Origin of the sequence: Pseudomonas aeruginosa, assembly GCF_001457615.1 — a bacterium.
GTDB classification, from domain to species: domain Bacteria; phylum Pseudomonadota; class Gammaproteobacteria; order Pseudomonadales; family Pseudomonadaceae; genus Pseudomonas; species Pseudomonas aeruginosa.
The window spans coordinates 2,135,934-2,158,804 of sequence record NZ_LN831024.1; the positions used below are offsets into that span (position 1 = coordinate 2,135,934).

General features: G+C 65.7%; 23 protein-coding genes and 1 pseudogene. 20 read left to right on the forward strand and 4 right to left on the reverse strand.

Annotation, left to right across the window (positions count from 1 at the left end; genetic code table 11):
• Window positions 1-18 precede the first annotated feature (18 nt).
• Window positions 19-617, reverse strand: a pseudogene (locus AT700_RS09875) (PilZ domain-containing protein).
• 102 nt (window positions 618-719) lie between these two features.
• Between AT700_RS09875 and AT700_RS09880 the strand changes: the two are divergent.
• The 3 genes from AT700_RS09880 (at window position 720) to AT700_RS09890 (ending at window position 3,960) form a co-directional block, all read left to right on the forward strand.
• Window positions 720-1,970 (forward strand): lipoprotein-releasing ABC transporter permease subunit, encoded by a 1,251-nt coding sequence (locus AT700_RS09880; RefSeq protein WP_003091170.1) that lies wholly within the window; start codon window positions 720-722, stop codon window positions 1,968-1,970.
• On the forward strand, window positions 1,963-2,646 hold the full coding sequence (gene lolD, locus AT700_RS09885; protein WP_003091168.1) for a lipoprotein-releasing ABC transporter ATP-binding protein LolD: 684 nt from the start codon (window positions 1,963-1,965) through the stop codon (window positions 2,644-2,646). Before AT700_RS09880 ends, lolD begins: the two co-directional genes overlap by 8 nt.
• 69 nt (window positions 2,647-2,715) lie before the next feature.
• Window positions 2,716-3,960, forward strand: a complete 1,245-nt coding sequence (locus AT700_RS09890) for a lipoprotein-releasing ABC transporter permease subunit (protein ID WP_034053572.1) — start codon at window positions 2,716-2,718, stop codon at window positions 3,958-3,960.
• Between the two features lie 87 nt (window positions 3,961-4,047).
• Here AT700_RS09890 and AT700_RS09895 read toward each other — a convergent pair whose 3' ends face one another.
• A complete protein-coding gene (locus AT700_RS09895) occupies window positions 4,048-4,581 on the reverse strand; it encodes a DUF2062 domain-containing protein (protein WP_003091165.1) in 534 nt (177 codons plus the stop codon).
• 130 nt (window positions 4,582-4,711) lie between these two features.
• Here AT700_RS09895 and AT700_RS09900 point away from each other — a divergent pair, with 130 nt between their 5' ends.
• The 8 genes from AT700_RS09900 (at window position 4,712) to murB (ending at window position 11,547) form a co-directional block, all read left to right on the forward strand.
• A complete protein-coding gene (locus tag AT700_RS09900) occupies window positions 4,712-6,937 on the forward strand; it encodes a DNA internalization-related competence protein ComEC/Rec2 (RefSeq protein ID WP_019371624.1) in 2,226 nt (741 codons plus the stop codon).
• A gap of 72 nt (window positions 6,938-7,009) precedes the next feature.
• A complete protein-coding gene (locus AT700_RS09905; RefSeq protein WP_003091163.1) occupies window positions 7,010-7,645 on the forward strand; it encodes a MotA/TolQ/ExbB proton channel family protein in 636 nt (211 codons plus the stop codon).
• Window positions 7,642-8,082, forward strand: a complete 441-nt coding sequence (locus tag AT700_RS09910; protein ID WP_003091161.1) for an ExbD/TolR family protein — start codon at window positions 7,642-7,644, stop codon at window positions 8,080-8,082. Before AT700_RS09905 ends, AT700_RS09910 begins: the two co-directional genes overlap by 4 nt.
• Window positions 8,082-9,080 (forward strand): tetraacyldisaccharide 4'-kinase, encoded by a 999-nt coding sequence (gene lpxK, locus AT700_RS09915; protein WP_003091159.1) that lies wholly within the window; start codon window positions 8,082-8,084, stop codon window positions 9,078-9,080. Before AT700_RS09910 ends, lpxK begins: the two co-directional genes overlap by 1 nt.
• 37 nt (window positions 9,081-9,117) lie before the next feature.
• Window positions 9,118-9,303 (forward strand): Trm112 family protein, encoded by a 186-nt coding sequence (locus tag AT700_RS09920; protein ID WP_003091157.1) that lies wholly within the window; start codon window positions 9,118-9,120, stop codon window positions 9,301-9,303.
• Window positions 9,303-10,067, forward strand: a complete 765-nt coding sequence (gene kdsB / locus AT700_RS09925) for a 3-deoxy-manno-octulosonate cytidylyltransferase (RefSeq protein ID WP_003091155.1) — start codon at window positions 9,303-9,305, stop codon at window positions 10,065-10,067. The genes AT700_RS09920 and kdsB overlap by 1 nt, the downstream gene beginning before the upstream one ends.
• Window positions 10,067-10,531: a low molecular weight protein-tyrosine-phosphatase gene (locus AT700_RS09930; RefSeq protein WP_003091154.1), complete on the forward strand. Its 465-nt coding sequence runs from the start codon at window positions 10,067-10,069 to the stop codon at window positions 10,529-10,531. The genes kdsB and AT700_RS09930 overlap by 1 nt, the downstream gene beginning before the upstream one ends.
• Entirely contained in the window at window positions 10,528-11,547 is a 1,020-nt protein-coding gene (murB, locus tag AT700_RS09935) for a UDP-N-acetylmuramate dehydrogenase (RefSeq protein ID WP_017149173.1), read from the forward strand. Before AT700_RS09930 ends, murB begins: the two co-directional genes overlap by 4 nt.
• A 158-nt stretch (window positions 11,548-11,705) precedes the next feature.
• Here the strand turns inward: murB and rne are convergent, their stop codons facing one another.
• A complete protein-coding gene (rne, locus tag AT700_RS09940; protein WP_048521016.1) occupies window positions 11,706-14,852 on the reverse strand; it encodes a ribonuclease E in 3,147 nt (1,048 codons plus the stop codon).
• Between the two features lie 576 nt (window positions 14,853-15,428).
• Here rne and rluC point away from each other — a divergent pair.
• The 3 genes from rluC to sppA are packed head-to-tail and all read left to right on the forward strand — an operon-like array spanning window position 15,429 to window position 18,043.
• Window positions 15,429-16,385, forward strand: coding sequence for a 23S rRNA pseudouridine(955/2504/2580) synthase RluC (gene rluC, locus AT700_RS09945; RefSeq protein ID WP_003104143.1), 957 nt, complete (start codon window positions 15,429-15,431; stop codon window positions 16,383-16,385).
• The gene (locus AT700_RS09950) at window positions 16,378-17,070 is read left to right on the forward strand and encodes an HAD-IA family hydrolase (protein ID WP_033981454.1); all 693 of its coding nucleotides are present in this window, start codon (window positions 16,378-16,380) and stop codon (window positions 17,068-17,070) included. Before rluC ends, AT700_RS09950 begins: the two co-directional genes overlap by 8 nt.
• On the forward strand, window positions 17,063-18,043 hold the full coding sequence (gene sppA, locus AT700_RS09955) for a signal peptide peptidase SppA (RefSeq protein ID WP_048521018.1): 981 nt from the start codon (window positions 17,063-17,065) through the stop codon (window positions 18,041-18,043). Before AT700_RS09950 ends, sppA begins: the two co-directional genes overlap by 8 nt.
• A gap of 82 nt (window positions 18,044-18,125) precedes the next feature.
• Here the strand turns inward: sppA and AT700_RS09960 are convergent, their stop codons facing one another.
• Window positions 18,126-18,704 (reverse strand): Maf family protein, encoded by a 579-nt coding sequence (locus AT700_RS09960; RefSeq protein WP_031640551.1) that lies wholly within the window; start codon window positions 18,702-18,704, stop codon window positions 18,126-18,128.
• Between the two features lie 109 nt (window positions 18,705-18,813).
• Here AT700_RS09960 and AT700_RS09965 point away from each other — a divergent pair, with 109 nt between their 5' ends.
• The 6 genes from AT700_RS09965 to acpP all read left to right on the forward strand — a co-directional run bounded on the left by AT700_RS09965 (window position 18,814) and on the right by acpP (window position 22,802).
• Window positions 18,814-19,350 carry a YceD family protein gene (locus tag AT700_RS09965; RefSeq protein WP_003091144.1) on the forward strand — a complete coding sequence of 179 codons (537 nt, stop codon included), beginning with the start codon at window positions 18,814-18,816 and terminating at the stop codon, window positions 19,348-19,350.
• Between the two features lie 13 nt (window positions 19,351-19,363).
• Window positions 19,364-19,546, forward strand: coding sequence for a 50S ribosomal protein L32 (gene rpmF, locus AT700_RS09970; RefSeq protein WP_003091143.1), 183 nt, complete (start codon window positions 19,364-19,366; stop codon window positions 19,544-19,546).
• A gap of 3 nt (window positions 19,547-19,549) precedes the next feature.
• Window positions 19,550-20,560: a phosphate acyltransferase PlsX gene (gene plsX / locus AT700_RS09975; RefSeq protein WP_071533934.1), complete on the forward strand. Its 1,011-nt coding sequence runs from the start codon at window positions 19,550-19,552 to the stop codon at window positions 20,558-20,560.
• Window positions 20,561-20,665: 105 nt separating this feature from the next.
• Window positions 20,666-21,604, forward strand: coding sequence for an ACP S-malonyltransferase (gene fabD, locus AT700_RS09980; RefSeq protein WP_003091139.1), 939 nt, complete (start codon window positions 20,666-20,668; stop codon window positions 21,602-21,604).
• A gap of 22 nt (window positions 21,605-21,626) precedes the next feature.
• Window positions 21,627-22,370: a 3-oxoacyl-ACP reductase FabG gene (gene fabG / locus AT700_RS09985; protein ID WP_003091137.1), complete on the forward strand. Its 744-nt coding sequence runs from the start codon at window positions 21,627-21,629 to the stop codon at window positions 22,368-22,370.
• A gap of 195 nt (window positions 22,371-22,565) precedes the next feature.
• Window positions 22,566-22,802 carry an acyl carrier protein gene (acpP, locus tag AT700_RS09990; protein WP_003091135.1) on the forward strand — a complete coding sequence of 79 codons (237 nt, stop codon included), beginning with the start codon at window positions 22,566-22,568 and terminating at the stop codon, window positions 22,800-22,802.
• The last annotated feature ends 69 nt before the right edge of the window (window positions 22,803-22,871 follow it).

The following is a 22,871-nucleotide window of genomic DNA, read 5'->3' on the forward strand; positions in this document are numbered from 1 at the left end:
CTCAGGTCGAAGAAGGTTTCAGGTCGAAGAAGGTTGGCCCGGCTCGCCGAGCGGGCCCTGTCCGGCCCGTGCCAGGCGGCGCTGCTGGGCCTGCTTCTGGAGGATATGCCGGGCCAGCAACTGGCGCTGTGCGTCGCTCAACGCTTCGAACTCGGTGCCGATCTCGAATTCGTCGTCGTGTGGCTGGGCGTGGATTACCCGGGCCCGCAGTTCGAGGCCGAACCCCTGCGGCAACAGGACCATGCGCAGGACGAGCAACTGGCCGACCGGCAATGCGCGGTCGTGGCGGAAGCTGACTCCCCCCTCGGACAGGCTGACCTTGCGCGGTTCGCCGATCTCCTTGAGCAGGCTCTGCACCATGACCTGGCCAAGCAGGTCGATGCGCTTGTTCATCACCTTCAGGTAGTTGGCCAGCGTGCGGTCGCGTTCGCTGATGTGGCGCAGCAGGTGCTGCGACTCGTAATCCATCAGGTGGAGGTCGCTGAGCAGGCTGAACAGGGTGGCCCCGGCTCGCTCTCCAGGCTGTCTTCGACGGCCCCGGCAGGGCGAAATTCCAGTGCGAGGGTATCTTCGATACGGTAGTATTCGCGGCGGTCATCCGCGTCACGAGTGGACATGGCGAACCCACGGCGGCAGTGATGGTCAGAGTGTAAGGCCGCCGGCGATGCCTCGCCACTTCGCCATCCCGACGCATCCATTTTCTGCCAGCTAAGGGCGACATGTTCAGACCCCTGTCCGTTTTCATCGGCACGCGCTATACGCGGGCCAAACGTCGCAGCCATTTCGTCTCCTTCATTTCGCTGACCTCGATGATCGGCCTGGCACTGGGCGTGCTGGTGATGATCGTGGTGCTCTCGGTGATGAACGGCTTCGATCGCGAAATGCGTACCCGCATCCTCGGCATGGTGCCGCAGGCCACCGTCGAGTCGTACCAGCCCATCGATGACTGGCGCGCCCTGGCCGAGAAGGTCAAGGCCCACGAGCATGTCACCGCGGTAGCGCCGTTCACCCAGATGCAGGGCATGCTCAGCGCCAATGGCGCGGTGCAGACGGTGATGGTCGATGCGGTCGATCCGCTGGAAGAGGCCAAGGTCTCGATCATTCCCGATTTCTTCAAGCAGGGCTCGCTGGCGGAACTCAAGGCCGGCGGCTTCGGCATCGTCATCGGCCAACTGGCGGCGCAGAAGCTCGGCGTCGGCATCGGCGACAAGGTCACCCTGATCCTCCCCGAGGTGGCGGTCACCCCGGCCGGGGTATTCCCGCGGATGAAGCGTTTCACCGTGGTCGGCACCTTCCGCGTCGGCGCCGGCGAACTGGATGGCGGCCTGTCGCTGATCCACCTGGAAGACGCCGCGCGCCTGCAGCGCTGGAAGACCAACCAGGTACAGGGGCTGCGCCTGAAGCTCGACGACCTGTTCCAGGCGCCGCGGGTGGCCTGGGAGATCGCCCGGACCCTGACCGACAATGACTTCTACGCCCGCGACTGGACGCGCAGCCACGGCAACCTGTACCAGGCCATCCGCATGGAAAAGACCATGATCGGCCTGTTGCTGCTGCTGATCGTCGCGGTCGCCGCGTTCAACATCATTTCCACCCTGGTGATGGTGGTCACCGACAAGAAGTCGGACATCGCCATCCTTCGTACCCTCGGCGCCACGCCGGGGCAGATCATGGCTACCTTCATGGTCCAGGGCACGGTGATCGGGGTGATCGGCACGCTGGTCGGCGGGGTCCTCGGGGTGGTCGCGGCGCTCAACGTCAGCGCCTGGATTTCCGCCCTGGAAAAGCTGCTGGGCCACCAGTTCCTCGCGTCCGACGTGTACTTCATCGATTACCTGCCGTCGCAACTGATGCTCGACGATGTCGTGCTGGTCTGCGGCGCGGCCCTGGTCCTCAGCTTCTTCGCCACTTTGTATCCAGCCTGGCGTGCGGCGCGCACCCAGCCTGCGGAGGCTTTGCGTTATGAATGACAAGTCGGTGCTGAGTTGCCGCAACCTGAGCAAGAGCTACGACGAGGGGCCGCAATCGGTGCAGGTGCTGTCCGGCGTCGAGTTGAACCTGCTGCCTGGGGAGCGGGTGGCTATCGTCGGCAGCTCCGGTTCGGGCAAGAGCACCTTGCTGAACATGCTCGGCGGCCTGGACACGCCCTCCGCCGGCAGCGTCTGGCTCGCCGGCGAGGAACTCTCGGCGCTGAACGAGACGGCCCGCGGGCTGCTGCGCAACCGCGCGCTGGGCTTCGTCTACCAGTTCCACCACCTGTTGCCGGAGTTCACCGCCCTGGAGAACGTCTGCATGCCGCTGTTGATCGGCCGCACGCCGATCGCGGAAGCCCGCCAGCGGGCGGCCGAGCTGCTGGAGCGGGTCGGGCTGGGTCATCGCCTGTCGCACAAGCCGGCCGAGCTGTCCGGCGGCGAGCGCCAGCGGGTGGCGATCGCCCGCGCGCTGGTCAACCGTCCGCAGCTGGTACTGCTCGACGAGCCCACCGGCAACCTTGACCAGCATACCGCCCAGGGTATCCAGGAGCTGATGCTGGAACTGAGCCGTTCGTTGCAGACCTCGTTCCTGGTGGTAACCCACGATCTCCAGCTGGCCGGGCACATGGATCGCATCCTGCGCCTGGAAGAAGGCCGACTGATCGCCGCGTAGCGGGGCGACGGCGTGCCCGCCGTCCGCTCCCGTCCGGCGAATCCCCCATCGACTCGGTGCATCCGCGACATGTTCAGACCGTTACCGTTCTTCATAGGCCTGCGCTACACCCGCGCCAAACGCCGCAACCACTACATCTCGTTCATCTCGCTGACCTCGATGATCGGCCTGGCGCTGGGCGTGCTGGCGATGATCATCGTGCTCTCGGTGATGAACGGCTTCCAGAAGGAAATGCGCACGCGGATCCTCGGCATGGTGCCGCATGCCACCATCAGCGCGGCGCAGCCGCTGGACGACTGGCAGACCGTCGCCAACGCGGCGCTTCGGCACCGCGAGGTGGTCGGCGCGGCGCCGTTCGCCGAACTGCAGGGCATGCTGTCGTACAAGGGCAACATGCTGCCGGTGCTGGTCAACGGCATCGACCCGCAGGAGGAGCGCAAGGTTTCCATCATCGGCGAGCACATCGTCCAGGGCAGCCTGGACGACCTCAAGCCTGGCGAGTTCGGCATCGTCCTCGGCGAGATCACCGCGCGGCGCTTCCATGTCAATGTCGGCGACAAGCTGACCCTGATCGTCCCGGAAGCCACCAGTGCGCCGGGCGGCATCACTCCGCGCATGCAGCGCTTCACCATCGTCGCCCTGTTCAAGGTCGGCGCCGAACTGGACAACTCGCTGGCGCTGATCGACATCGCCGATGCCGGCCAGTTGCTGCGCCTGCAACCGGGCCAGGTGCCGAGCGTGCGCCTGGAGCTGAAGGATCTCTACCAGTCGCCGCAGGTCGCCGCCAAGGTGGTCAAGGAGTTGGGGCAGGGCTTCAGGTCCAGCGACTGGACCAGGACCCAGGGCAGCCTGTTCAACGCGATGAAGATGGAAAAGACCATGATCGGCCTGCTCCTGCTGCTGATCATCGCGGTCGCCGCCTTCAACATCATCGCCACCCTGATCATGGTGGTCGCCGACAAGCGCACCGACATCGCGATTCTTCGTACCCTCGGCGCCACGCCGCGGCAGATCATGGCGATCTTCATGGTCCAGGGCACCGTCATCGGCGTGATCGGGACGGTCATCGGCGGGGTACTCGGGGTGTTCGCGGCGTTGAACATCACCGGGATGATCGACCGCATCGAACGGTTGGTCGGACACAAGGTCTTCAGCTCGGATGTGTACTTCATCAACTACCTGCCTTCCGATCTGCAGGTGCTGGACGTGGTGCTGATCTGCAGCGCTGCATTGCTGATGAGCTTCCTCGCCACCCTGTACCCATCCTGGCGCGCGGCGCGGACACAACCGGCCGAGTCGCTGCGCTACGAGTGAGCGAGAAGGCCTGCGCCAGTCCCAGCACGGGGCGGACAAGGCCCACGAAAAAGCCGCCTTCGAGGCGGCTTTTTCATGTCCGGCGGATCACTTCGCGGCGACCCGTTCGCGACGTTGCCGGCAGCGTCGGCTCCAACTGCGCTGCACCCACCAGCGCCAGTAGAGCATCGTCAGCGCGTAGCCGAGGATGGCGGCGATGATGCCGCACACCACCGAACCGAGCAGGAAGGGCTGCCAGAGGCTGGACAGCTCCTGGCTGATCCATTCCCAGGTGAGATGGTCCGGCAGGGTGCGCGGCGGCACCTGCATCAACCAGGCGCCCAGCTTGTAGGTGCAATAGAAGACCGGGGGCATCGTGATCGGATTGGTCAGCCAGACCAATCCGACGGAGATTGGCAGATTGCTCCGAATCCACACCGCCAGACCGGCCGCCAGCAGCATCTGCATCGGCATCGGGATGAAGGCGGCGAACAGCCCGGCGGCCATGGCGCGCGATACCGAGTGGCGATTGAGATGCCAAAGGTTGGGATCGTGCGTCAACTTGCCGAGAAAGCGCAGCGACTTCTGCGAGCGGATGCTTTCCGGATCGGGCATGTAGCGCTTGAACAGGCGACGCGGCATGTGGGCTCTCGGTGGATATAGGCTTGCGTATTATGCCAAGCAAGATGACAGGATTTCGTTGCCCATTGTATGACCCCATGTGACATGTCGGGGAGCGGAGGGCGCGCCACGGGGATGGGAGGAACCGTTCATGCGCCTGGGATTGCCAGCCCTCGCCGCGGGGCTGCTGGCCCTGCGCTTCCTGGCGGAATTGCCGTCGGTCGGCTGGCTGCTGGGCATGGCCGCCGCCGGACTGTTGCTGCTGTTCGGCCGGCTGTACTGGCTGGGGTTGTTCCTGCTCGGGTTCGCCTGGGCCTGCGGCTCGGCGCAAGTCGCCCTGGACGGACGCCTGGCCGCCGAGCTGGATGGTCGCACCCTTTGGCTGGAGGGGCGTGTGGTCGATCTGCCGGCGAGCGGCGAGGGCGTCACGCGCTTCCGGCTGGAGGAGGTCAGCGCTGCGCGGGGCGTGCTTCTTCCCGAGCGTCTGCGCCTGAGCTGGCGCGGCGCGCCGCCGCTGATGGGCGGCGAACGCTGGCGCCTGGCGGTGACCCTGAAACGCCCCCGCGGCCTGGTGAACGCGGCGGGGTTCGACTACGAGGCCTGGTTGTTGGCGCAGCGGGTCGGTGCCGTGGGCACGGTGAAGGCGGGCCAACGCCTGCAGCCGGCCAGCGGCCTGGATGCCTGGCGCGACGCCTGGCGCCAACGCCTGCTGGCGGTCGACGCACAGGGGCGCGGCGCCGCCCTGGCGGCGCTGGTGCTGGGGGATGGCTCGGGATTGAGCGCGGCCGAGTGGCGCATGTTCCAGGACACCGGCACCGTGCATCTGATGGTCATCTCCGGTTCGCATATCTCGTTGCTGGCAGGGATGCTCTATGGCCTGGTGGCGGCCTTGCATCGCCTGGGCTGCTGGCCGCGGCGCCTGCCCTGGCTGCCCTGTGCCTGCGCCCTGGGTTTGCTTGGTGCCTGGAGCTACGGGTTGATGGCGGGTTTCGAGGTCCCGGTGCGGCGTGCTTGCCTGATGGTCAGCCTGGCGCTGGTCTGGCGCCTGCGTTTCCGCCACCTGGGCTTGCTGACCCCGCTGCTGGGAACGCTGGTGCTGGTCTTGCTGGTCGAGCCGCTGGCCAGCCTGCAGGCGGGGTTCTGGCTGTCGTTCCTGGCGGTTGCCCTGCTGCTCTGGCTGTTCGCCGGGCGCCTTGGGCGCTGGCGCTGGTGGGCGGCCTGGGGGCGGGCGCAGTGGGGGATGGCGCTGGGGCTGGCGATGCCGCTGCTGGCGCTGGGCCTGCCGTTGAGCCTGAGCGGAGCGCCGGCCAACCTGCTGGCGGTGCCTTGGATCGAACTGCTGGTAGTGCCCCCGGCCCTGGCGGGGAGCCTGCTGCTATGGGTGCCCGGGCTGGGCGAGGGGCTGCTTCGCGCCGCTGGCGTTTCGCTGGACCTGCTGTTTCGTGCACTTGGCCTGCTGGCGGGCCTGGCCGAGGCCTGGCAGCCACCCGCCGCAGCGGCCTGGAGCGTAGCGCTGGGCATGCTCGGCGCGCTCTGCTGGCTGGCGCCGGCTGGCTTGCCGTTGCGTGCCCTCGGTGCCGCGTTGCTACTGCCGGCATTGTTGCCGTCATCGCCGCCTGTCGAATGGGGGCGGGCGGAAGTGCGGGTGCTGGACGTCGGCCAGGGGCTGGCCGTGCTGGTGCGTACCCGAGAGCATGTCTTGCTCTATGACAGCGGTGCGCGGCAGGGGGCGTTCGACATGGGCGAGCGGGTGGTGGTGCCGGTGCTGCGCAGCCTGGACCTGCGGCGCCTGGACGGCCTGTTGCTGAGCCATGCCGACAACGACCATGCAGGCGGTGCTCCTACGGTCGCTTCCCGATTCCCGCCGGTTTGGCTGGTCAGCGGCGAACCCGCGCGCCTGCCTTCGCCGTTGTTCGCGGACAGCTGCGACGAGCGGAGCTGGTCCTGGGATGGCGTGGTTTTCGAACAGTGGGCATGGGCACAGGCCGGCGACAGCAACGACCGCTCCTGTGTGCTGAGGGTCGAGGCCGATGGCGAAGTCCTGCTGCTGACCGGGGACATCTCGCGTGCGGCCGAGCATGCCTGGCTGGCGCGACAGGCCGATCCCCGGGTCGACTGGTTGCTGGCGCCGCATCATGGCAGCCGCAGTTCCTCCGGAGTCGCCTTCGTGTTGCGTACGCGGCCTCGCCATGTGCTGGTCTCGCGAGGTTGGCGCAACGCCTTCGGCCATCCCCATGGCGAAGTGATGGAGCGTTACGCGAGGGTCGCCGCGCAGGTCCACGACACGGCACGCGACGGTGCCCTGACGTTTCTCCTCGGAAGCCGTGGCGGCGCACGCCGGGAGCGTGATTCGGCGCACTTCTGGCGGGAAAAATGAGAACCGTGGCGGTCGGCGGAAAAGGGTCGCTGTGCTAGAGTGGCGCCACTTTTTTTTCGGGGATATGCCACTGTGTGGGAACTGGTTCAAGCCGGCGGCTGGATGATGCTGCCGATCATTCTGAGTTCGATCGCCGCCACCGCCATCGTCGCGGAGCGCCTGTGGACGCTGCGCAAGAGCCGCGTCGCGCCGCCCGAGCTGCTCGGCCAGGTGTGGAAGCAGATCAAGGGCAAGCAACTGAGCGCCCAGAAGCTCAAGGACCTGCGCGCCAACTCGCCGCTGGGAGAGATCCTCGCCGCCGGTCTGGCCAACTCCAAGCACGGTCGCGAGATCATGAAGGAGTGCATCGAGGAGGCTGCTTCCGGTGTCATCCACGAGCTGGAGCGCTACCTCAACGCCCTCGGCACCATCGCCGCGATGGCGCCGCTGCTGGGCCTGCTGGGTACGGTGTTCGGCATGATCCAGATCTTCGGCGCCTTCATGGACAACGGCATGGCCAACTCGCCGATGCTCGCCGCGGGCATCTCCAAGGCATTGATCACCACCGCCGCCGGCCTGCTGGTGGCGATTCCGGCGGTGTTCTTCCATCGCTACCTGCTGCGGCGGGTCGACGAACTGGTGATCGCCATGGAGCAGGAGGCCATCAAGCTGGTGGAAGTGGTGCAGGGCGATCGTGAAGTCGACTACGTCGAGGAAGGCAAAGCGTGAAATTCCGCCGCAGACGGGCGGGTGCCGCCCGTGAAGACGTCTTCATCAACCTGGCGTCGCTGATCGACGTGATCTTCGTCCTGCTGCTGTTCTTCGTGGTCAGTACCACCTTCACCCGCCCCGAGCAGCTCAACATCGAGCTGCCATCGGCGGAGAGCGGCGAAACCGCCGGCACCGAGCAGAAGCAACTGGAACTCTCGGTGGATGCCGAGGGGCACTACGCCTTGAACGGGCAGGCGCTGGCCAAGAGCGACCTGGCCACCCTGATGGCGGCGATGCAGCGTGAATCGGCGGGCGACAACAACCTGCCGGTGGTGATCAGCGCCGATGCCAAGTCCACCCACCAGTCGGTGGTCACGGCGATGGACGCAGCGGGCAAGCTGGGCTTCGTCCACCTGCGCATCACCACGGTCGAGAACACGGCGGCCAAGCCCTGATGTCGTTCTCCGAGCGGCTGCTCGCCGCCTGGTACCAGGGGCATCCGGCGCTGGCGTTGCTGCGTCCGCTGGAGGCTCTCTATCGCCGGGTGGCGAACGGCCGCCGGGCGGACTTCCTGTCCGGGCGCAAGCCCGCCTATCGGGCGCCGCTGCCGGTGCTGGTGGTAGGCAACATCACCGTCGGCGGAACCGGCAAGACGCCGATGATCCTCTGGATGATCGAGCACTGCAGGGCTCGCGGCTTGCGGGTTGGCGTGATCAGCCGCGGCTATGGTGCCCGGCCGCCCACCACGCCGTGGCGGGTGCGGGCCGAGCAGGACGCCGCGGAGGCCGGCGACGAACCGCTGATGATCGTCCGGCGCAGCGGCGTGCCGCTGATGATCGACCCGGATCGTCCGCGCGCCCTGCAGGCGCTGCTCGCCGAAGAGCAGTTGGACCTGGTCCTCTGCGACGATGGCTTGCAGCACTATCGCCTGGCGCGCGATCTGGAGCTGGTGCTGATCGATGCCGCGCGCGGTCTCGGCAATGGTCGTTGCCTGCCGGCCGGTCCGTTGCGCGAACCGGCGGAGCGTCTGGAAAGCGTCGACGCGCTGCTTTACAACGGCGCCGACGAGGATCCTGACGGCGGTTACGCATTCCGCTTGCAGCCTACTGCGCTGATCAACCTGCAGAGCGGCGAGCGCCGACCGCTGGAGCATTTTCCCGCGGGCCAGGAGGTCCATGCCCTGGCCGGGATCGGCAATCCGCAGCGTTTCTTCAGGACGCTCGAGGCGCTACACTGGCGGGCGATTCCGCATGCCTTCCCGGATCACGCGACCTACACGGCGGCCGAACTGGCGTTCAGCCCGCCGCTGCCGCTGCTGATGACCGAGAAGGATGCCGTTAAATGCCGGGCTTTCGCAGCGGCCGACTGGTGGTACCTGGCGGTCGATGCGGTGCCTTCCCCAGCATTCGTCGCCTGGTTCGACGCCCGACTCGAGCATCTCCTGGCGCGCTGACCGGCGGCCGTGCCGCCATTGTATGAAGGACTCCGCCATGGACCCGAAACTCCTCGATATCCTTGCCTGCCCGTTGACCAAGGGCCCGCTGGTGCTCAGCGAAGACAAGACCGAACTGATCAGCAAGCAGGCCGGCCTGGCCTATCCGATCCGCGACGGCATCCCGGTGATGCTGGAGAGCGAGGCTCGCTCCCTGAACGTGGACGAGCGGCTGGACAAGTAATGACCCAGGCGTTCACTGTCGTCATTCCCGCCCGCTACGCCTCCACTCGTCTGCCCGGCAAGCCATTGCAGGATATCGCCGGCCAGCCAATGATCCAGCGCGTCTGGAACCAGGCCCGCAAGAGCGCCGCCAGCCGCGTGGTCGTCGCCACCGACGACGAACGCATCCTGGCGGCGTGCCAGGGGTTCGGCGCCGAGGCGCTGCTGACACGTGCCGAGCACAACTCCGGCACCGATCGCCTGGAGGAAGTCGCTTCCCGGCTCGGCCTGGCCAGCGATGCCATCGTGGTCAACGTCCAGGGCGACGAGCCGCTGATCCCCCCGGCGCTCATCGACCAGGTGGCGGCCAACCTGGCGGCGCACCCGGAGGCCGCCATCGCTACCCTGGCCGAGCCGATCCATGAGGTCTCCGCGCTGTTCAATCCGAACGTGGTCAAGGTCGCCACCGACATCGACGGCCTGGCCCTGACTTTCAGTCGTGCGCCCTTGCCCTGGGCTCGCGACGCCTTCGCCCGCGATCGCGACAGCCTGCCGGAGGGCGTGCCCTATCGTCGCCACATCGGCATCTACGCCTATCGCGTGGGTTTCCTTGCCGATTTCGTCGCCTGGGGACCGTGCTGGCTGGAGAACGCCGAAAGCCTCGAGCAATTGCGCGCGCTCTGGCACGGGGTGCGAATCCATGTGGCCGATGCCCGCGAAACCATGCTTCCGGGCGTGGATACGCCGGAAGACCTCGAACGCGTTCGCCGCGTGCTGGGGGGCTGATGCGCGTCCTGTTCGTCTGCCTGGGCAACATCTGCCGGTCGCCCACCGCCGAAGGCGTGTTCCGGCGCAAGGTCGAGGAGGCCGGGCTGGCCTCCCGTATCCATGTCGATTCCGCCGGCACCGCCGGCTGGCATGTCGGCAAGGCACCTGACCAGCGCACCCGCCTGGCCGCGCAAAGGCGCGGCTACGATCTGTCGGCACTGCGTGGACGCCAGGTCGGCATCGAGGATTTCTCCTGCCATGACCTGATCCTGGCCATGGACCTGTCCAACCTGGCCGACCTCGAGACCCTGCGTGCCGGGCGCGGTGCCGCCGAACTGGATCTGTTCCTGCGTCGCTACGGGTCCGAGCGGGACGAAGTACCCGATCCCTACTATGGCGGCGAAGAAGGCTTCGAGCAGGTCCTCGACCTGATCGAACATGCCTGCGACCGTCTGTTGATCGAAGCCAAGGGGCGACTGTGAGCCTGGAACTGCAAGAGCATTGCTCGCTGAAGCCCTATAACACCTTCGGCATCGACGTGCGCGCCCGCCTGCTGGCCCACGCCCGGGACGAGGCTGATGTGCGCGAGGCCCTGGCCCTGGCTCGGGAGCGTGGATTGCCGCTGCTGGTGATCGGTGGTGGCAGCAACCTGCTGCTGACCCGTGACCTCGAGGCGCTGGTTTTGCGCATGGCCAGCCAGGGGCGGCGAATTGTTTCCGATGCCGCGGATTCGGTGTTGGTCGAGGCGGAGGCGGGCGAGGCCTGGGACCCATTCGTACAATGGAGCCTGGAGCGGGGCCTGGCCGGTCTGGAAAATCTCAGCCTGATTCCCGGCACCGTGGGTGCGGCGCCGATGCAGAACATCGGCGCCTATGGCGTGGAGCTGAAGGATGTCTTCGACAGCCTGACGGCGCTGGATCGCCAGGATGGAACCCTGCGTGAGTTCGATCGCCAGGCCTGCCGTTTCGGCTACCGCGACAGCCTGTTCAAGCAGGAGCCTGATCGCTGGCTGATCCTCCGCGTGCGCCTGCGCCTGACACGGCGGGAGAGGCTGCACCTGGACTACGGGCCGGTACGCCAGCGCCTGGAGGAGGAGGGCATCGCCAGTCCGACGGCCAGGGACGTAAGCCGGGTAATCTGCGCCATTCGCCGGGAGAAGCTGCCCGACCCCGCCGTATTGGGCAATGCCGGCAGCTTCTTCAAGAACCCGCTGGTGGATGCGAGGCAGGCCGAGCGCTTGCGTCAGGCCTTCCCGGATCTGGTTGGCTATCCGCAGGCGGACGGTCGGTTGAAGCTGGCCGCAGGCTGGCTCATCGACAAGGGCGGCTGGAAGGGCTTTCGCGATGGCCCGGTGGGGGTACACGCGCAGCAGGCGCTGGTCCTGGTCAACCATGGCGGTGCCACCGGTGCCCAGGTCCGGGCATTGGCGGAGCGTATCCAGGAGGACGTCCGTCGGCGTTTCGGCGTCGAATTGGAGCCTGAACCCAATCTCTACTGAGGGTGCGGCTGGAGAATGAAAAAGGGATGCCGGCGGCATCCCTTTTTCATTGTGCGTGTTCGGCGGCTCTGGTCATGACGGGCGGTATGCCGGAGTGCCGCGGAATGACACGCAAAAAAAAGGGGATGCCATGGCATCCCCTTTTTTCAGTCTGTCACTCAGGCATGCGGGCGCGAGGTTTCGCTTTCCTCGGTCTTTTTCGCGTGCTCCGTGTCGGTGGCGTCTTCGCCGGAAGCTTCAGGCTCGGCCTGTACCGCTTCCTGGGCTTCGTCCGCCTGGGACGGAACGTCGGCCTGGGCGATTTCTTCAGCCTGGGGTACAGCAGGTTCCTCCTGGGCCGACGCTTCCTCGCTCGCTACAGCCGGGACCTCCTCGACGGCGGGAGCGGCCTGAGCTGCCGCTTCGGCTGCTGCTGCGGCTTCGCGTGCCAGACGCTCGGCTTCGCGTTGCAGGCGACGTTTTTCCCGTGGGTCGTTGAGGGCACGGCCGGTCGCGTTGGCCGGCACCGCCGCGATGGCCGGGGTCGGCTCTTCGGTGGTTGCGGGCTCGCTAGGGGCTGCTGCTTCGACGGGCACCGGGGCGGCAACTTCTTCGGCCGCTTCCGTTGCCGGTTGCACGGCGCTCTCGGCGTCTTCGCGGCTTTCCACGCTTTCGCTGGCGAAGGGAGCTTCTTCAGTGGCTTGCGCGACCAGCAGGGTGCTCTGGTCGGCTTCGTCCCGGACCACGCTGACGGTCACCGGCGCTTCGATGTCGGCGGTTTCGCCGGCATTGGCCTCGCTGTCCGCGCCCTGGGTTTCGACGGCTTCGCTGGTCGGCGCGTCGGTTTCATCGCTTGCCGTGGTTTCGCTGGCAGCCTCGCTGGTAGTGGCCGGGGCTTGCTCCACGTTTGCTTCTACGGCTTCGCTGGCGACAGCGATACCGGCAGCAGCGGCGGCTGCGACGGTGTTCAGCGGCGCGGCGGCGTTATCGGTCGCCTCGCTGCCTTCCAGCTCACCGCTGACCTCGCGCTGGCGTTCGCGGCGGTTGCTGCGACGACGCTGGCCGCGGGAGCGGCGGCGCGGGCGCTCGCCATCGGTATCGTCCTGCTCGTCCTGCTCCAGGCTCTCGTCGTTCGGCAGTGCCTCGGCTTCCAGGGCCGCGGCGTCGCGAGCCTGGCGATCCTCGCGCGGCTGGCGCTCTTCGCGGGCCGGGCGCTCGGCGCGTTCTTCACGGCCTTCGCGGGGTTGTCGCTCTTCGCGGGCCGGGCGTTCGGCGCGCTCTTCGCGGCGGCGTTCGCTGCGTTCCTCGCGACCTTCGCGGCCTTCGCGCGGCTGGCGCTCTTCGCGGGGTGTCCGCTCGGCGCGCTCTTCACGGCCTTCGCGCGGCTGGCGCTCCTCGCGAGCCGGGCGCTCGGCGCGCTCTTCGCGGCGACGTTCGCTGCGCTCTTCGCGCGGTTGACGCTCTGCACGCTCCTCGCGCGGTTTGCGCTCTTCGTCGCGGCGATTGCCATCGCGGCCATCGCGGCGGCGGTTCTGCTGGCGGCCGTTGCGACGCTCGTCCTGGCGGGTTTGGCGCTCGGCAGCCGGCTTGCTGGTTTCAGCAGGCTTGGCGGCAGGTTGATCCTTGCCTGCGAACAGGCCGACCAGGGACTTCACCAGGCCCTGGAACAGGCTCGGCTCGGGCATCGGCTTGGCCGGCTCGACCGGTGCTTCGGTGTGTTGCGGTGCGGGCTGCTGGGGAGCGACGGTCTTGACTGCTGCTTCCTGGCGGACCAGGGTGCGGGTCGAGCTGACCGGCTGGGCTTCTTCGTGCTCGACGGTGGCCATTTCGTAGCTGGTCTGGCCGGCAACCAGTTCGGGGCTGTCATCGCGCAGACGCTGGACTTCGAAATGCGGGGTTTCCAGATGATCGTCCGGCAGGATGAAGATGCGCGCGCGGGTACGCAGTTCGATCTTGGTGATGGCGTTGCGCTTCTCGTTGAGCAGGAAGGCGGCGACCTGGAAGGGCACGCGGGCGCGGACTTCCGCGGTGCGGTCCTTCAGGGCTTCTTCCTCGATCAGGCGCAGGATGGCCAGCGACAGCGACTCGACGTCGCGGATGATGCCCTGGCCGTTGCAGCGCGGGCAGACGATGCCGCTGGTCTCGCCGAGGGACGGACGCAGGCGCTGGCGGGACATTTCCAGCAGGCCGAAGCGCGAGATGCGACCGACCTGGACGCGCGCGCGGTCGGCCTCGAGGGCTTCGCGGACACGCTCTTCCACGGCGCGCTGGTTCTTCGCCGGGGTCATGTCGATGAAGTCGATGACGATCAGGCCGCCGATGTCACGCAGGCGCAGCTGGCGGGCGATTTCCTCGGCCGCTTCCAGGTTGGTCTGCAGGGCGGTTTCCTCGATGTCGCCGCCCTTGGTGGCGCGCGCCGAGTTGATGTCGATGGAAACCAGGGCCTCGGTCGGGTCGATGACGATGGAGCCGCCGGACGGCAGCTTCACTTCGCGCTGGAAAGCGGTCTCGATCTGGCTCTCGATCTGGAAGCGATTGAACAGCGGAACGCTGTCCTGGTACAGCTTCACCTTGCTGGCGTACTGCGGCATCACCTGGCGGATGAAGTTCAGGGCTTCTTCCTGGGCGTCGATGCTGTCGATCAGCACTTCGCCGATGTCCTGGCGCAGGTAGTCGCGGATGGCGCGGATGATGACGTTGCTTTCCTGGTAGATCAGGAAGGGCGCGCCACGTTCGCCGGACGCTTCCTTGATCGCGCTCCACAGTTGCAGCAGGTAGTCGAGGTCCCACTGCAGTTCCTCGGTGCTGCGGCCGAGGCCGGCGGTGCGCACGATCAGGCCCATGTCGGCCGGTGCGTTGAGGCCGTTCAGGGCCTCGCGCAGCTCGTTGCGCTCTTCGCCTTCGATACGGCGGGAGATGCCGCCGGCGCGCGGGTTGTTCGGCATCAGCACCAGGTAACGGCCGGCCAGGCTGATGAAGGTGGTCAGGGCGGCGCCCTTGTTGCCGCGCTCTTCCTTCTCGACCTGGACGATGACTTCCTGGCCTTCGCTCAGGACTTCCTTGATGTTGATCCGGCCTTCGGGGGATTTCTTGAAGTATTCGCGGGAGATTTCTTTGAGGGGGAGGAAGCCGTGGCGTTCGGCGCCGAAGTCGACGAAGGCGGCTTCGAGGCTGGGTTCGACGCGAGTGATGCGGCCTTTGTAGATGTTGGCCTTCTTCTGCTCGCGGGCGCCCGACTCGATGTCGAGGTCGAACAGGCGTTGGCCGTCGACCAGTGCAACACGCAACTCCTCGGGTTGAGTCGCGTTGATCAGCATTCTTTTCATGTAGTACCAATGGTTTCCGGGGCTGCCGGAAACGGCGATCGGCACACACGACTCTCACGGTCGGTGCTCGGGCGCGTATTCAGGAATGGCGGGCCATTCCCGTGTCCAGCGGCGCTCGGCACTGGGTGCCGGTCCGCGACTACGTCTCCTGCTTCCTGTGTTTCAGAAGCACTTGAGTCAGGAGGAGGAATCGGCTGTCGGAGGCGGACGAAAAATGCGTCTGGATCAAGCTAGAAGCTACGCAGTCCAACAGCCGTACATCTCCACCCTACACATGTTCCTTAAGAATCGGGCGCCGCTCGCAGTATCCGGAGCGGGTTGGCATCTCGCGCTCACCGAAGTGGTCGCGGCTCATGTTTCAAGGCTTTGGTTTCGAGTCGTTAGCGGGTTGGAAATTTTCGTATTTCCGCTGAAACGCCTCTGTAGGACGGCCTGACGTCCGTTCAAAGTGTTTGCAGGCGAGGGGGAAATGCAGGTTGGCAATCATCCGCAGGCCAGGCCGCTTATGGCGGCTTCCCGACTATAGCAGCAATGATTAAGTGCTTCAATTGAATGAAAAATTGTTATGATGTACGGATGACTACTCCCGCCTCTCCGACCACCGGTGTCCAGCTGCTCGATGTGCCGCCGGAACTGGCTGGTCAACGTATCGACAATTTCCTTATCGCCCGTCTCAAGGGTGCGCCCAAGACCCTGATCTATCGCATCCTGCGTAAGGGCGAAGTGCGCGTGAACAAGGGGCGGATCAAGCCCGACTATCGGCTCCAGGCCGGAGACCAGGTGCGCGTGCCGCCGCTGCGCCTGGCCGAGCGTGATGAGCCGGCGCCGCTGGCGCAGGGGCTGCTGGAGCGGATGGAGGCGGCGATCGTCTACGAGGACAAGGCGCTGATCGTGGTCAACAAGCCCGCCGGGATCGCCGTGCATGGCGGCAGCGGCGTGAGCGCCGGGGTCATCGAGGTGTTTCGCCAGTTGCGCCCCGATGCCAAGGATATCGAATTGGTGCATCGTCTCGATCGCGATACCTCCGGCCTGCTGATGATCGCCAAGAAGCGCAGCATGTTGCGTCACCTGCATGAGGCCCTGCGGGGCGAGAAGATCGTCGACAAGCGCTATCACGCCCTGGTCCGTGGCCACTGGCCGGCTGGCAAGAAGAACGTGCGCGCGCCGCTGCTGAAGAACAACCTGCGTTCGGGCGAGCGAATGGTAGAGGTGAACGTCGAGGGCAAGGACGCGCTGACCGAGTTCCGGGTGCTGCGTCGCTTCGGCGATTTCGCCACCCTGGTGGAAGCACGCCCGATCACCGGGCGGACCCACCAGATCCGCGTGCATGCCAAGCACGCCGGGCATGCCATCGCCGGCGACCCGAAGTATGGCGACGAGGATTTCTCCCGCGAGATCCGCGAGCTGGGCGGCAAGCGCCTGTTCCTGCATGCCGCGCAGTTGCGCGTGCCGCTGCCCGACGGGCAGGTGCTGGAGCTGGAGGCGCCGGTGGACGAGATGTGGCAGCGTTCGCTGGAGCGTTTGAATGACTGACTACGCGTTGCTGGTATTCGATTGGGACGGCACCCTGGTCGACTCGATCGCGCGCATCGTCGATTCGATGAAGGCGGCGGCGCGGGAAACCGCTCTGCCGGAGCGGGACGATACCCGGATCAAGGGCATCATCGGCCTCGGCTTGCCCGAGGCGATCGCTTCGCTCTATCCGGAGGTTGGCGATCCTGCTCTGGTCGAGCGTTTCCGGTGTGCCTACAGCGAGCATTACCTGGCGCAGGAAGCGCAGCCGTCGCGGTTGTTCCCCGGCGTGGCCGAAGCCATGGTGCATTTTCGCGAGGCCGGGTTCCGCCTGGCGGTCGCCACCGGCAAGAGTCGGCGCGGCCTGGACCGGGTGCTGGCGGGGCATGGCTGGAGCGATTTCTTCGATATCACCCGCTGCGCCGACGAAACGGCCAGCAAGCCGGACCCGTTGATGCTCCACGAGATCCTGGCGCACTGCCGGGTCGAGCCGGGGCGGGCGCTGATGATCGGTGATTCGCCGTTCGACCTGGAAATGGCGCGACGGGCGGGGATGGATTCGGTTGCGGTGGCCTATGGCGCCCAATCGCTGGAGCAGTTGCGGCCTTATGCGCCGCAGCTGGAAGTTGAGCATTTCACCGAGTTGCGCGCCTGGTTGGGCGGTGCTCGACGTGAGGCGGTTTCAGGAGTGGTTGAGCATGTCTGACGAGTGGAAGTCGGAAACGCCGAAAGCGAATGACGACAAGAGCTGGAAGCTGCTGGAAAAGGCGGTCCTCGCCGGGGTCCAGGAGCAGCGGCGGGCGCGGCGCTGGGGGATATTCTTCAAGTCGCTGACCTTCATCTATCTCTTTGTCGTGCTGCTGGCCTTCAGTCCGTTCGGCAGCCTGGAGAAATCGGCCTCGCGCAGCGGTAGCCACACGGCACTGATCGAGGTGAAGGGCATGATCGCCGACGATGAGCCGGCCAGTGCCGACAATATCGTCACTGCCCTGCGCGCGGCGTTCAAGGATGAGGGTACCAAGGGGATCGTCCTGCGGATCAGCAGTCCGGGCGGCAGTCCGGTGCAGTCCGGCTATATCTATGACGAGATTCGTCGCCTGCGCGGCGAGCACCCGAACGTCAAGGTCTATGCGGTGATCAGCGACCTGGGTGCCTCCGGCGCCTACTACATCGCCAGCGCCGCCGACCAGATCTACGCCGACAAGGCCAGCCTGGTCGGCTCCATCGGCGTGACGGCGGCCAGCTTCGGTTTCGTCGGCACCATGGAGAAGCTCGGTGTCGAGCGGCGCGTCTATACCTCCGGCGAGCACAAGTCGTTCCTCGATCCTTTCCAGCCGCAAAAGCCCGAGGAGACCCAGTTCTGGCAGCAGGTGCTGGATACCACCCACAAGCAGTTCATCGACAGCGTGAAAAAAGGGCGCGGCGACCGGCTCAAGGTCGAGGGGCATCCGGAGCTGTTCTCGGGTCTGGTCTGGTCCGGCGAACAGGCATTGCAGCTGGGTTTGATCGACGGCCTGGGCAATGCCAGCTATGTGGCGCGCGAAGTGGTGAAGGAGAAGAAGATCGAGGACTACACCGTGCAGGAGTCGCCTTTCGATCGCTTCGCCAAGAAGTTCGGTGCCAGTGTGGCGGAGCGCCTCGCGCTGTGGATGGGCTGGCAGGGCCCGGTATTGCGCTGAGAGCGTTTCCCTTCCTTATATAAAGAAGCCCGGCCGAAGCCGGGCTTCTTTATATGGGAATGCCGGATATGGGAATGCCGGCTCAGGGGATTTCGACGCCTTCCTCGAGGAGCATGTCGACCAGGCGGATCAGGGGCAGTCCCACCAGGCTGGTGGCGTCCTCTCCTTCGGTGGAGCGGAACAGGCTGACGCCCAGGCCTTCCGCCTTGAAGCTGCCGGCGCAGTCCAGCGGGCGTTCCGCTTCGACGTAGCGGCGGATGCGGCTCTCGTCGAGGTGGCGGAAGTGCACGGTGAACGGCACGCATGCCACCTGGATGCGTCGGCTGGCGCTGTTGAGGAGGGCCAGTCCGGTGAGGAAGGTCACGCTCTTGCCGCTGGCGTCCCGTAGCTGCTGGATGGCGCGTTCGGGGGTGTGCGGCTTGCCGAGGATGTTGCCGTCGAGTACGGCGACCTGGTCGGAGCCGATCACCAGGTGTTGCGGATAGCGTCCGGCCAGCGCTTCGGCCTTGCTGGCGGAAAGGCGGCGCACCAGTTCCTCGGCACTTTCCCCGGGGCGATGGCTTTCGTCGATATCGGGGCTGGCGCTTTCGAAGGGAAGGCGCAGGCGGGTCAGGAGTTCGCGTCGGTAGGGGGAGCTGGAGGCGAGGATCAGGTCGGGCATGAGGTTCTCCATGGCGAGCGGCCGATTTTAACGAAAAGACTCGTCCTTACAGCGGTTTATGGCTAATTTCCTTTGACAGGCGCGGGGGCGTCCCTATAATGGCGCGCTTATGTTGAATGGGCCGATTCCACCTCATATCGATCCGCGCAAGTTGGTCGACCGCGGCGCCACCCTCGAGGGTGTGTACGCGCTCGCCGATATGCCGCGTGTATGCGAGCAACTGACCAGCGATGCCGGTGAGGTGCGCGTGAAGGTTTCCTTCGAGCGCGACCACCAGAAGCTGGCGGTCATGCATATGCAGCTCGATACCGAGGTGAGCATGGTATGCCAACGCTGCCTGGATGCGGCGGCCATTCCCGTGCATGGCGAATATACCTACGCCATTCTTCGGGAAGGTCAGTCCGCCGACGGTCTGCCGAAGGGGTACGATGCGCTGGAAGTGGGGGAGGAACCCCTGGACCTGCTGGCGCTGGTCGAGGACGAGCTGTTGCTCGCCTTACCCATCGTTCCGGCCCATGACCCCGAAGTATGTCAGCACCCGGCTGGATTCGTCGTCGAAGACGAGCCGGAGTCGAGCGAAGTCGAGGACAAGCGTCCTAATCCGTTCAGCGTACTGGCACAGTTGAAGCGTGACCCAAACGTTTAGGAGTTAATCAATCATGGCTGTTCAGCAGAACAAAAAGTCTCGTTCCGCTCGTGACATGCGTCGTTCCCACGATGCGCTCGAGTCCAATGCTCTGTCCGTGGAAAAGAGCACCGGTGAAGTCCACCTGCGCCACCACGTATCCCCGGACGGCTTCTATCGCGGCCGTAAGGTAGTAGACAAGGGCTCCGACGAGTAATCCTTGTCCGCACCAATCATCGCGATTGATGCAATGGGTGGGGACTTCGGTCCCCACTGCGTTGTTCCGGCCTCTATTGCCTTCCTGGCCGAGAATTCCTCTTCGCAACTGATCCTCGTCGGTCAGCCTGCCCTCCTCGAAGAACTCCTTTCCCGCTATCCGTCGCTCGACCGGCAGCGCCTGCGTGTGCATGCGGCCAGCGAAGTGATAGGTTCAGACGAACGTCCCTCCCAGGCCTTGCGTGGCAAGCCGGACGCTTCCATGCGCGTGGCGCTGGAGCTGGTCCGCGACGGCCGGGCGCACGCGTGCGTCAGCGCCGGCAATACCGGGGCGTTGATGGCGCTGTCGCGGCACCTGCTGAAGACCCTGCCCGGTATCGACCGCCCTGCGATGGTGACGGCGGTTCCGACCGAGAAGGGGCATTGTCATCTGCTCGACCTCGGCGCCAACGTGGATTGCAGTGCCGAGCATCTCTATCAGTTCGCGGTGATGGGCGCGGTGGCGGCAGAGGCCTTGGGCTGCGTCTCGCCCCGGGTCGCCCTGCTCAACGTGGGGACCGAGGAGATCAAGGGCAACCAGCAGGTCAAGCTGGCGGCGAGTCTGTTGCAGAAGGCGCAGGGGTTGAATTTCAGCGGATACATAGAGGGCGATGGCCTGTATCGCGGCGAGGCCGACGTGGTGGTCTGCGACGGTTTCGTCGGCAACATCCTGCTGAAGGCCAGCGAAGGCCTGGCTGCCATGGTGTCGGCGCGGATCGAACAGCGCTTCCGCGATGGACTGGCGGCGAAGCTGGTCGGTGCGCTGGCGTTGCCGCTGCTGCGCCGGCTGCGCGGCGATATCGCTCCGGCACGCTATAACGGCGCCAGTTTCCTCGGATTGCAGGGGATAGTGGTGAAAAGCCATGGGTCTGCCGCCGAGGAGGGTTTCCAGAGCGCCTTGCGTCGCGCGGCACTGGAAGTCCGGGAAAACCTGCCGCAACGATTGCATGGCCGTCTCGAGCATCTGCTGCTCTAATGTGTGACCGGGCGGTCCAGGCAGCCATCCAACACTCAGTTTCCTGCGCCAGTCGCGGCTGGCGCGTTATCTCCGACGAGCAAAAGACCACAAGGGACCTATTCAATGTCTGCATCCCTCGCATTCGTCTTCCCCGGCCAGGGTTCGCAATCCCTCGGCATGCTGGCCGAGCTGGGCGCCCAGCAGGCGCTGGTGCGCGATACCTTCGCCGAGGCCTCCGAGGCGCTCGGTTACGACCTTTGGGCGCTGGTCCAGAATGGTCCTGAAGAGCGCCTGAACCAGACCGACAAGACCCAGCCGGCCATCCTCACGGTTTCGATCGCGCTCTGGCGCCTCTGGCTGGCCGAGGGCGGTGCGCGCCCAGCGTTCGTCGCCGGGCACAGCCTGGGCGAATATTCCGCGCTGGTCGCGGCCGAAAGCCTGGCGTTCGCCGATGCGGTCAAGCTGGTCGAGCGTAGGGGCCAACTGATGCAGCAGGCGGTTCCGGCGGGGCAGGGCGGCATGGCCGCGATCCTTGGCCTGGAAGACGCCGATGTATTGGCGGCCTGTGCCGAGGCGGCCCAGGGCGAGGTGGTCAGCGCGGTCAACTTCAACGCGCCGGGGCAGGTAGTGATCGCCGGTGCCGCGGCTGCCGTTGAGCGTGCCATCGAGGCATGCAAGGCACGCGGCGCCAAGCGCGCGGTGGCGCTGCCAGTCAGCGTGCCGTCGCATTGCGAACTGATGCGTCCGGCCGCCGAGCAGTTCGCCGCCTCGGTCGAAAGCCTGCAGTGGCAGGCGCCGAAGATTGCGCTGGTGCAGAACGTCAGCGCCGCCGTGCCGGCTGATCTCGATACGCTGCGCCGCGACCTGCTGGCACAGCTGTACAGCCCGGTTCGCTGGGTGGAGAGCATCCAGCTGCTGGCGGAAAAGGGCGTCACCGAGCTGGTCGAGTGCGGGCCGGGCAAGGTCCTGGCAGGCCTCAACAGGCGCTGCGCGAAGGGCATCAATACCCATGGCCTGGATGGCGTCGAGGCGTTCGCCGCCACGCGCGCCGCCCTGGCCTGAGAGAGAGAAAGGAGAGAATCCCATGAGTCTGCAAGGTAAGGTCGCATTGGTAACCGGCGCCAGCCGTGGCATCGGCCAGGCGATTGCGCTGGAACTGGGGCGCCTGGGTGCCGTGGTCATCGGCACCGCGACCAGCGCGTCCGGCGCCGAGAAGATCGCCGAAACCCTCAAGGCCAATGGCGTCGAGGGTGCGGGCCTGGTCCTGGACGTTTCCAGCGACGAATCCGTAGCCGCGACCCTGGAGCACATCCAGCAGCATCTCGGCCAACCGCTGATCGTGGTCAATAACGCCGGCATCACCCGCGATAATCTGCTGGTGCGCATGAAAGACGACGAGTGGTTCGATGTGGTCAACACCAACCTGAACAGTCTCTACCGTCTGTCGAAAGCCGTTCTGCGCGGTATGACCAAGGCCCGCTGGGGGCGCATCATCAACATCGGTTCCGTGGTCGGCGCCATGGGCAATGCCGGGCAAACCAACTATGCCGCGGCGAAGGCCGGCCTGGAGGGCTTCACCCGTGCGCTGGCCCGGGAAGTCGGTTCGCGTGCCATTACCGTGAATGCGGTGGCGCCGGGCTTCATCGACACCGACATGACCCGCGAGCTGCCGGAAGCCCAGCGCGAAGCGCTGCTGGGCCAGATTCCGCTGGGTCGCCTGGGGCAGGCGGAAGAGATCGCCAAGGTGGTCGGCTTCCTCGCTTCGGACGGCGCAGCCTATGTGACCGGGGCCACCGTGCCGGTCAATGGTGGGATGTACATGAGCTGAATGTGACGTTACCTTTCTCGGGTCTGTCATAAGCGCTGTCTAGAATTCGTTGCGGAATTGCAGCCGGGTTATTAGATAGAATTATCGAAGTGGCCGTGGGAAGGTGAGGCGTTCAGCTTGAAAAGCAGAAAACCCTTTCTATACACTTACCCGCAGCCCAGCTGCTCGGATTTTCCATAGGAGTGAAAACAAGGTATGAGCACCATCGAAGAACGCGTTAAGAAGATCGTCGCTGAACAACTCGGCGTGAAGGAAGAAGAAGTCACCAACAGCGCTTCCTTCGTCGAAGACCTGGGCGCCGACTCCCTTGACACCGTCGAGCTGGTGATGGCTCTGGAAGAGGAATTCGAGACCGAAATCCCTGACGAGAAAGCTGAAAAGATCACCACCGTTCAGGAAGCCATCGACTACATCGTTGCTCACCAGCAATAAGTAGTCGTCGGATTTTCCGACGTGGAAAAGCCGCACAGCCTGTAAGGGCGTGCGGCTTTTCTTTAGCGC

Bases quoted from the DNA above. Each gene is read 5' to 3' on its own strand.
- AT700_RS09880 (WP_003091170.1), top strand. From the start codon at position 720: ATGTTCAGACCCCTGTCCGTTTTCATCGGCACGCGCTATACGCGGGCC.
- lolD (WP_003091168.1), top strand. From the start codon at position 1,963: ATGAATGACAAGTCGGTGCTGAGTTGCCGCAACCTGAGCAAGAGCTAC.
- AT700_RS09890 (WP_034053572.1), top strand. From the start codon at position 2,716: ATGTTCAGACCGTTACCGTTCTTCATAGGCCTGCGCTACACCCGCGCC.
- AT700_RS09895 (WP_003091165.1), bottom strand. From the start codon at position 4,581: ATGCCGCGTCGCCTGTTCAAGCGCTACATGCCCGATCCGGAAAGCATC.
- AT700_RS09900 (WP_019371624.1), top strand. From the start codon at position 4,712: ATGCGCCTGGGATTGCCAGCCCTCGCCGCGGGGCTGCTGGCCCTGCGC.
- lpxK (WP_003091159.1), top strand. From the start codon at position 8,082: ATGTCGTTCTCCGAGCGGCTGCTCGCCGCCTGGTACCAGGGGCATCCG.
- AT700_RS09920 (WP_003091157.1), top strand. From the start codon at position 9,118: ATGGACCCGAAACTCCTCGATATCCTTGCCTGCCCGTTGACCAAGGGC.
- kdsB (WP_003091155.1), top strand. From the start codon at position 9,303: ATGACCCAGGCGTTCACTGTCGTCATTCCCGCCCGCTACGCCTCCACT.
- AT700_RS09930 (WP_003091154.1), top strand. From the start codon at position 10,067: ATGCGCGTCCTGTTCGTCTGCCTGGGCAACATCTGCCGGTCGCCCACC.
- rne (WP_048521016.1), bottom strand. From the start codon at position 14,852: ATGAAAAGAATGCTGATCAACGCGACTCAACCCGAGGAGTTGCGTGTT.
- rluC (WP_003104143.1), top strand. From the start codon at position 15,429: ATGACTACTCCCGCCTCTCCGACCACCGGTGTCCAGCTGCTCGATGTG.
- AT700_RS09950 (WP_033981454.1), top strand. From the start codon at position 16,378: ATGACTGACTACGCGTTGCTGGTATTCGATTGGGACGGCACCCTGGTC.
- sppA (WP_048521018.1), top strand. From the start codon at position 17,063: ATGTCTGACGAGTGGAAGTCGGAAACGCCGAAAGCGAATGACGACAAG.
- AT700_RS09960 (WP_031640551.1), bottom strand. From the start codon at position 18,704: ATGCCCGACCTGATCCTCGCCTCCAGCTCCCCCTACCGACGCGAACTC.
- AT700_RS09965 (WP_003091144.1), top strand. From the start codon at position 18,814: ATGTTGAATGGGCCGATTCCACCTCATATCGATCCGCGCAAGTTGGTC.
- rpmF (WP_003091143.1), top strand. From the start codon at position 19,364: ATGGCTGTTCAGCAGAACAAAAAGTCTCGTTCCGCTCGTGACATGCGT.
- fabD (WP_003091139.1), top strand. From the start codon at position 20,666: ATGTCTGCATCCCTCGCATTCGTCTTCCCCGGCCAGGGTTCGCAATCC.
- fabG (WP_003091137.1), top strand. From the start codon at position 21,627: ATGAGTCTGCAAGGTAAGGTCGCATTGGTAACCGGCGCCAGCCGTGGC.
- acpP (WP_003091135.1), top strand. From the start codon at position 22,566: ATGAGCACCATCGAAGAACGCGTTAAGAAGATCGTCGCTGAACAACTC.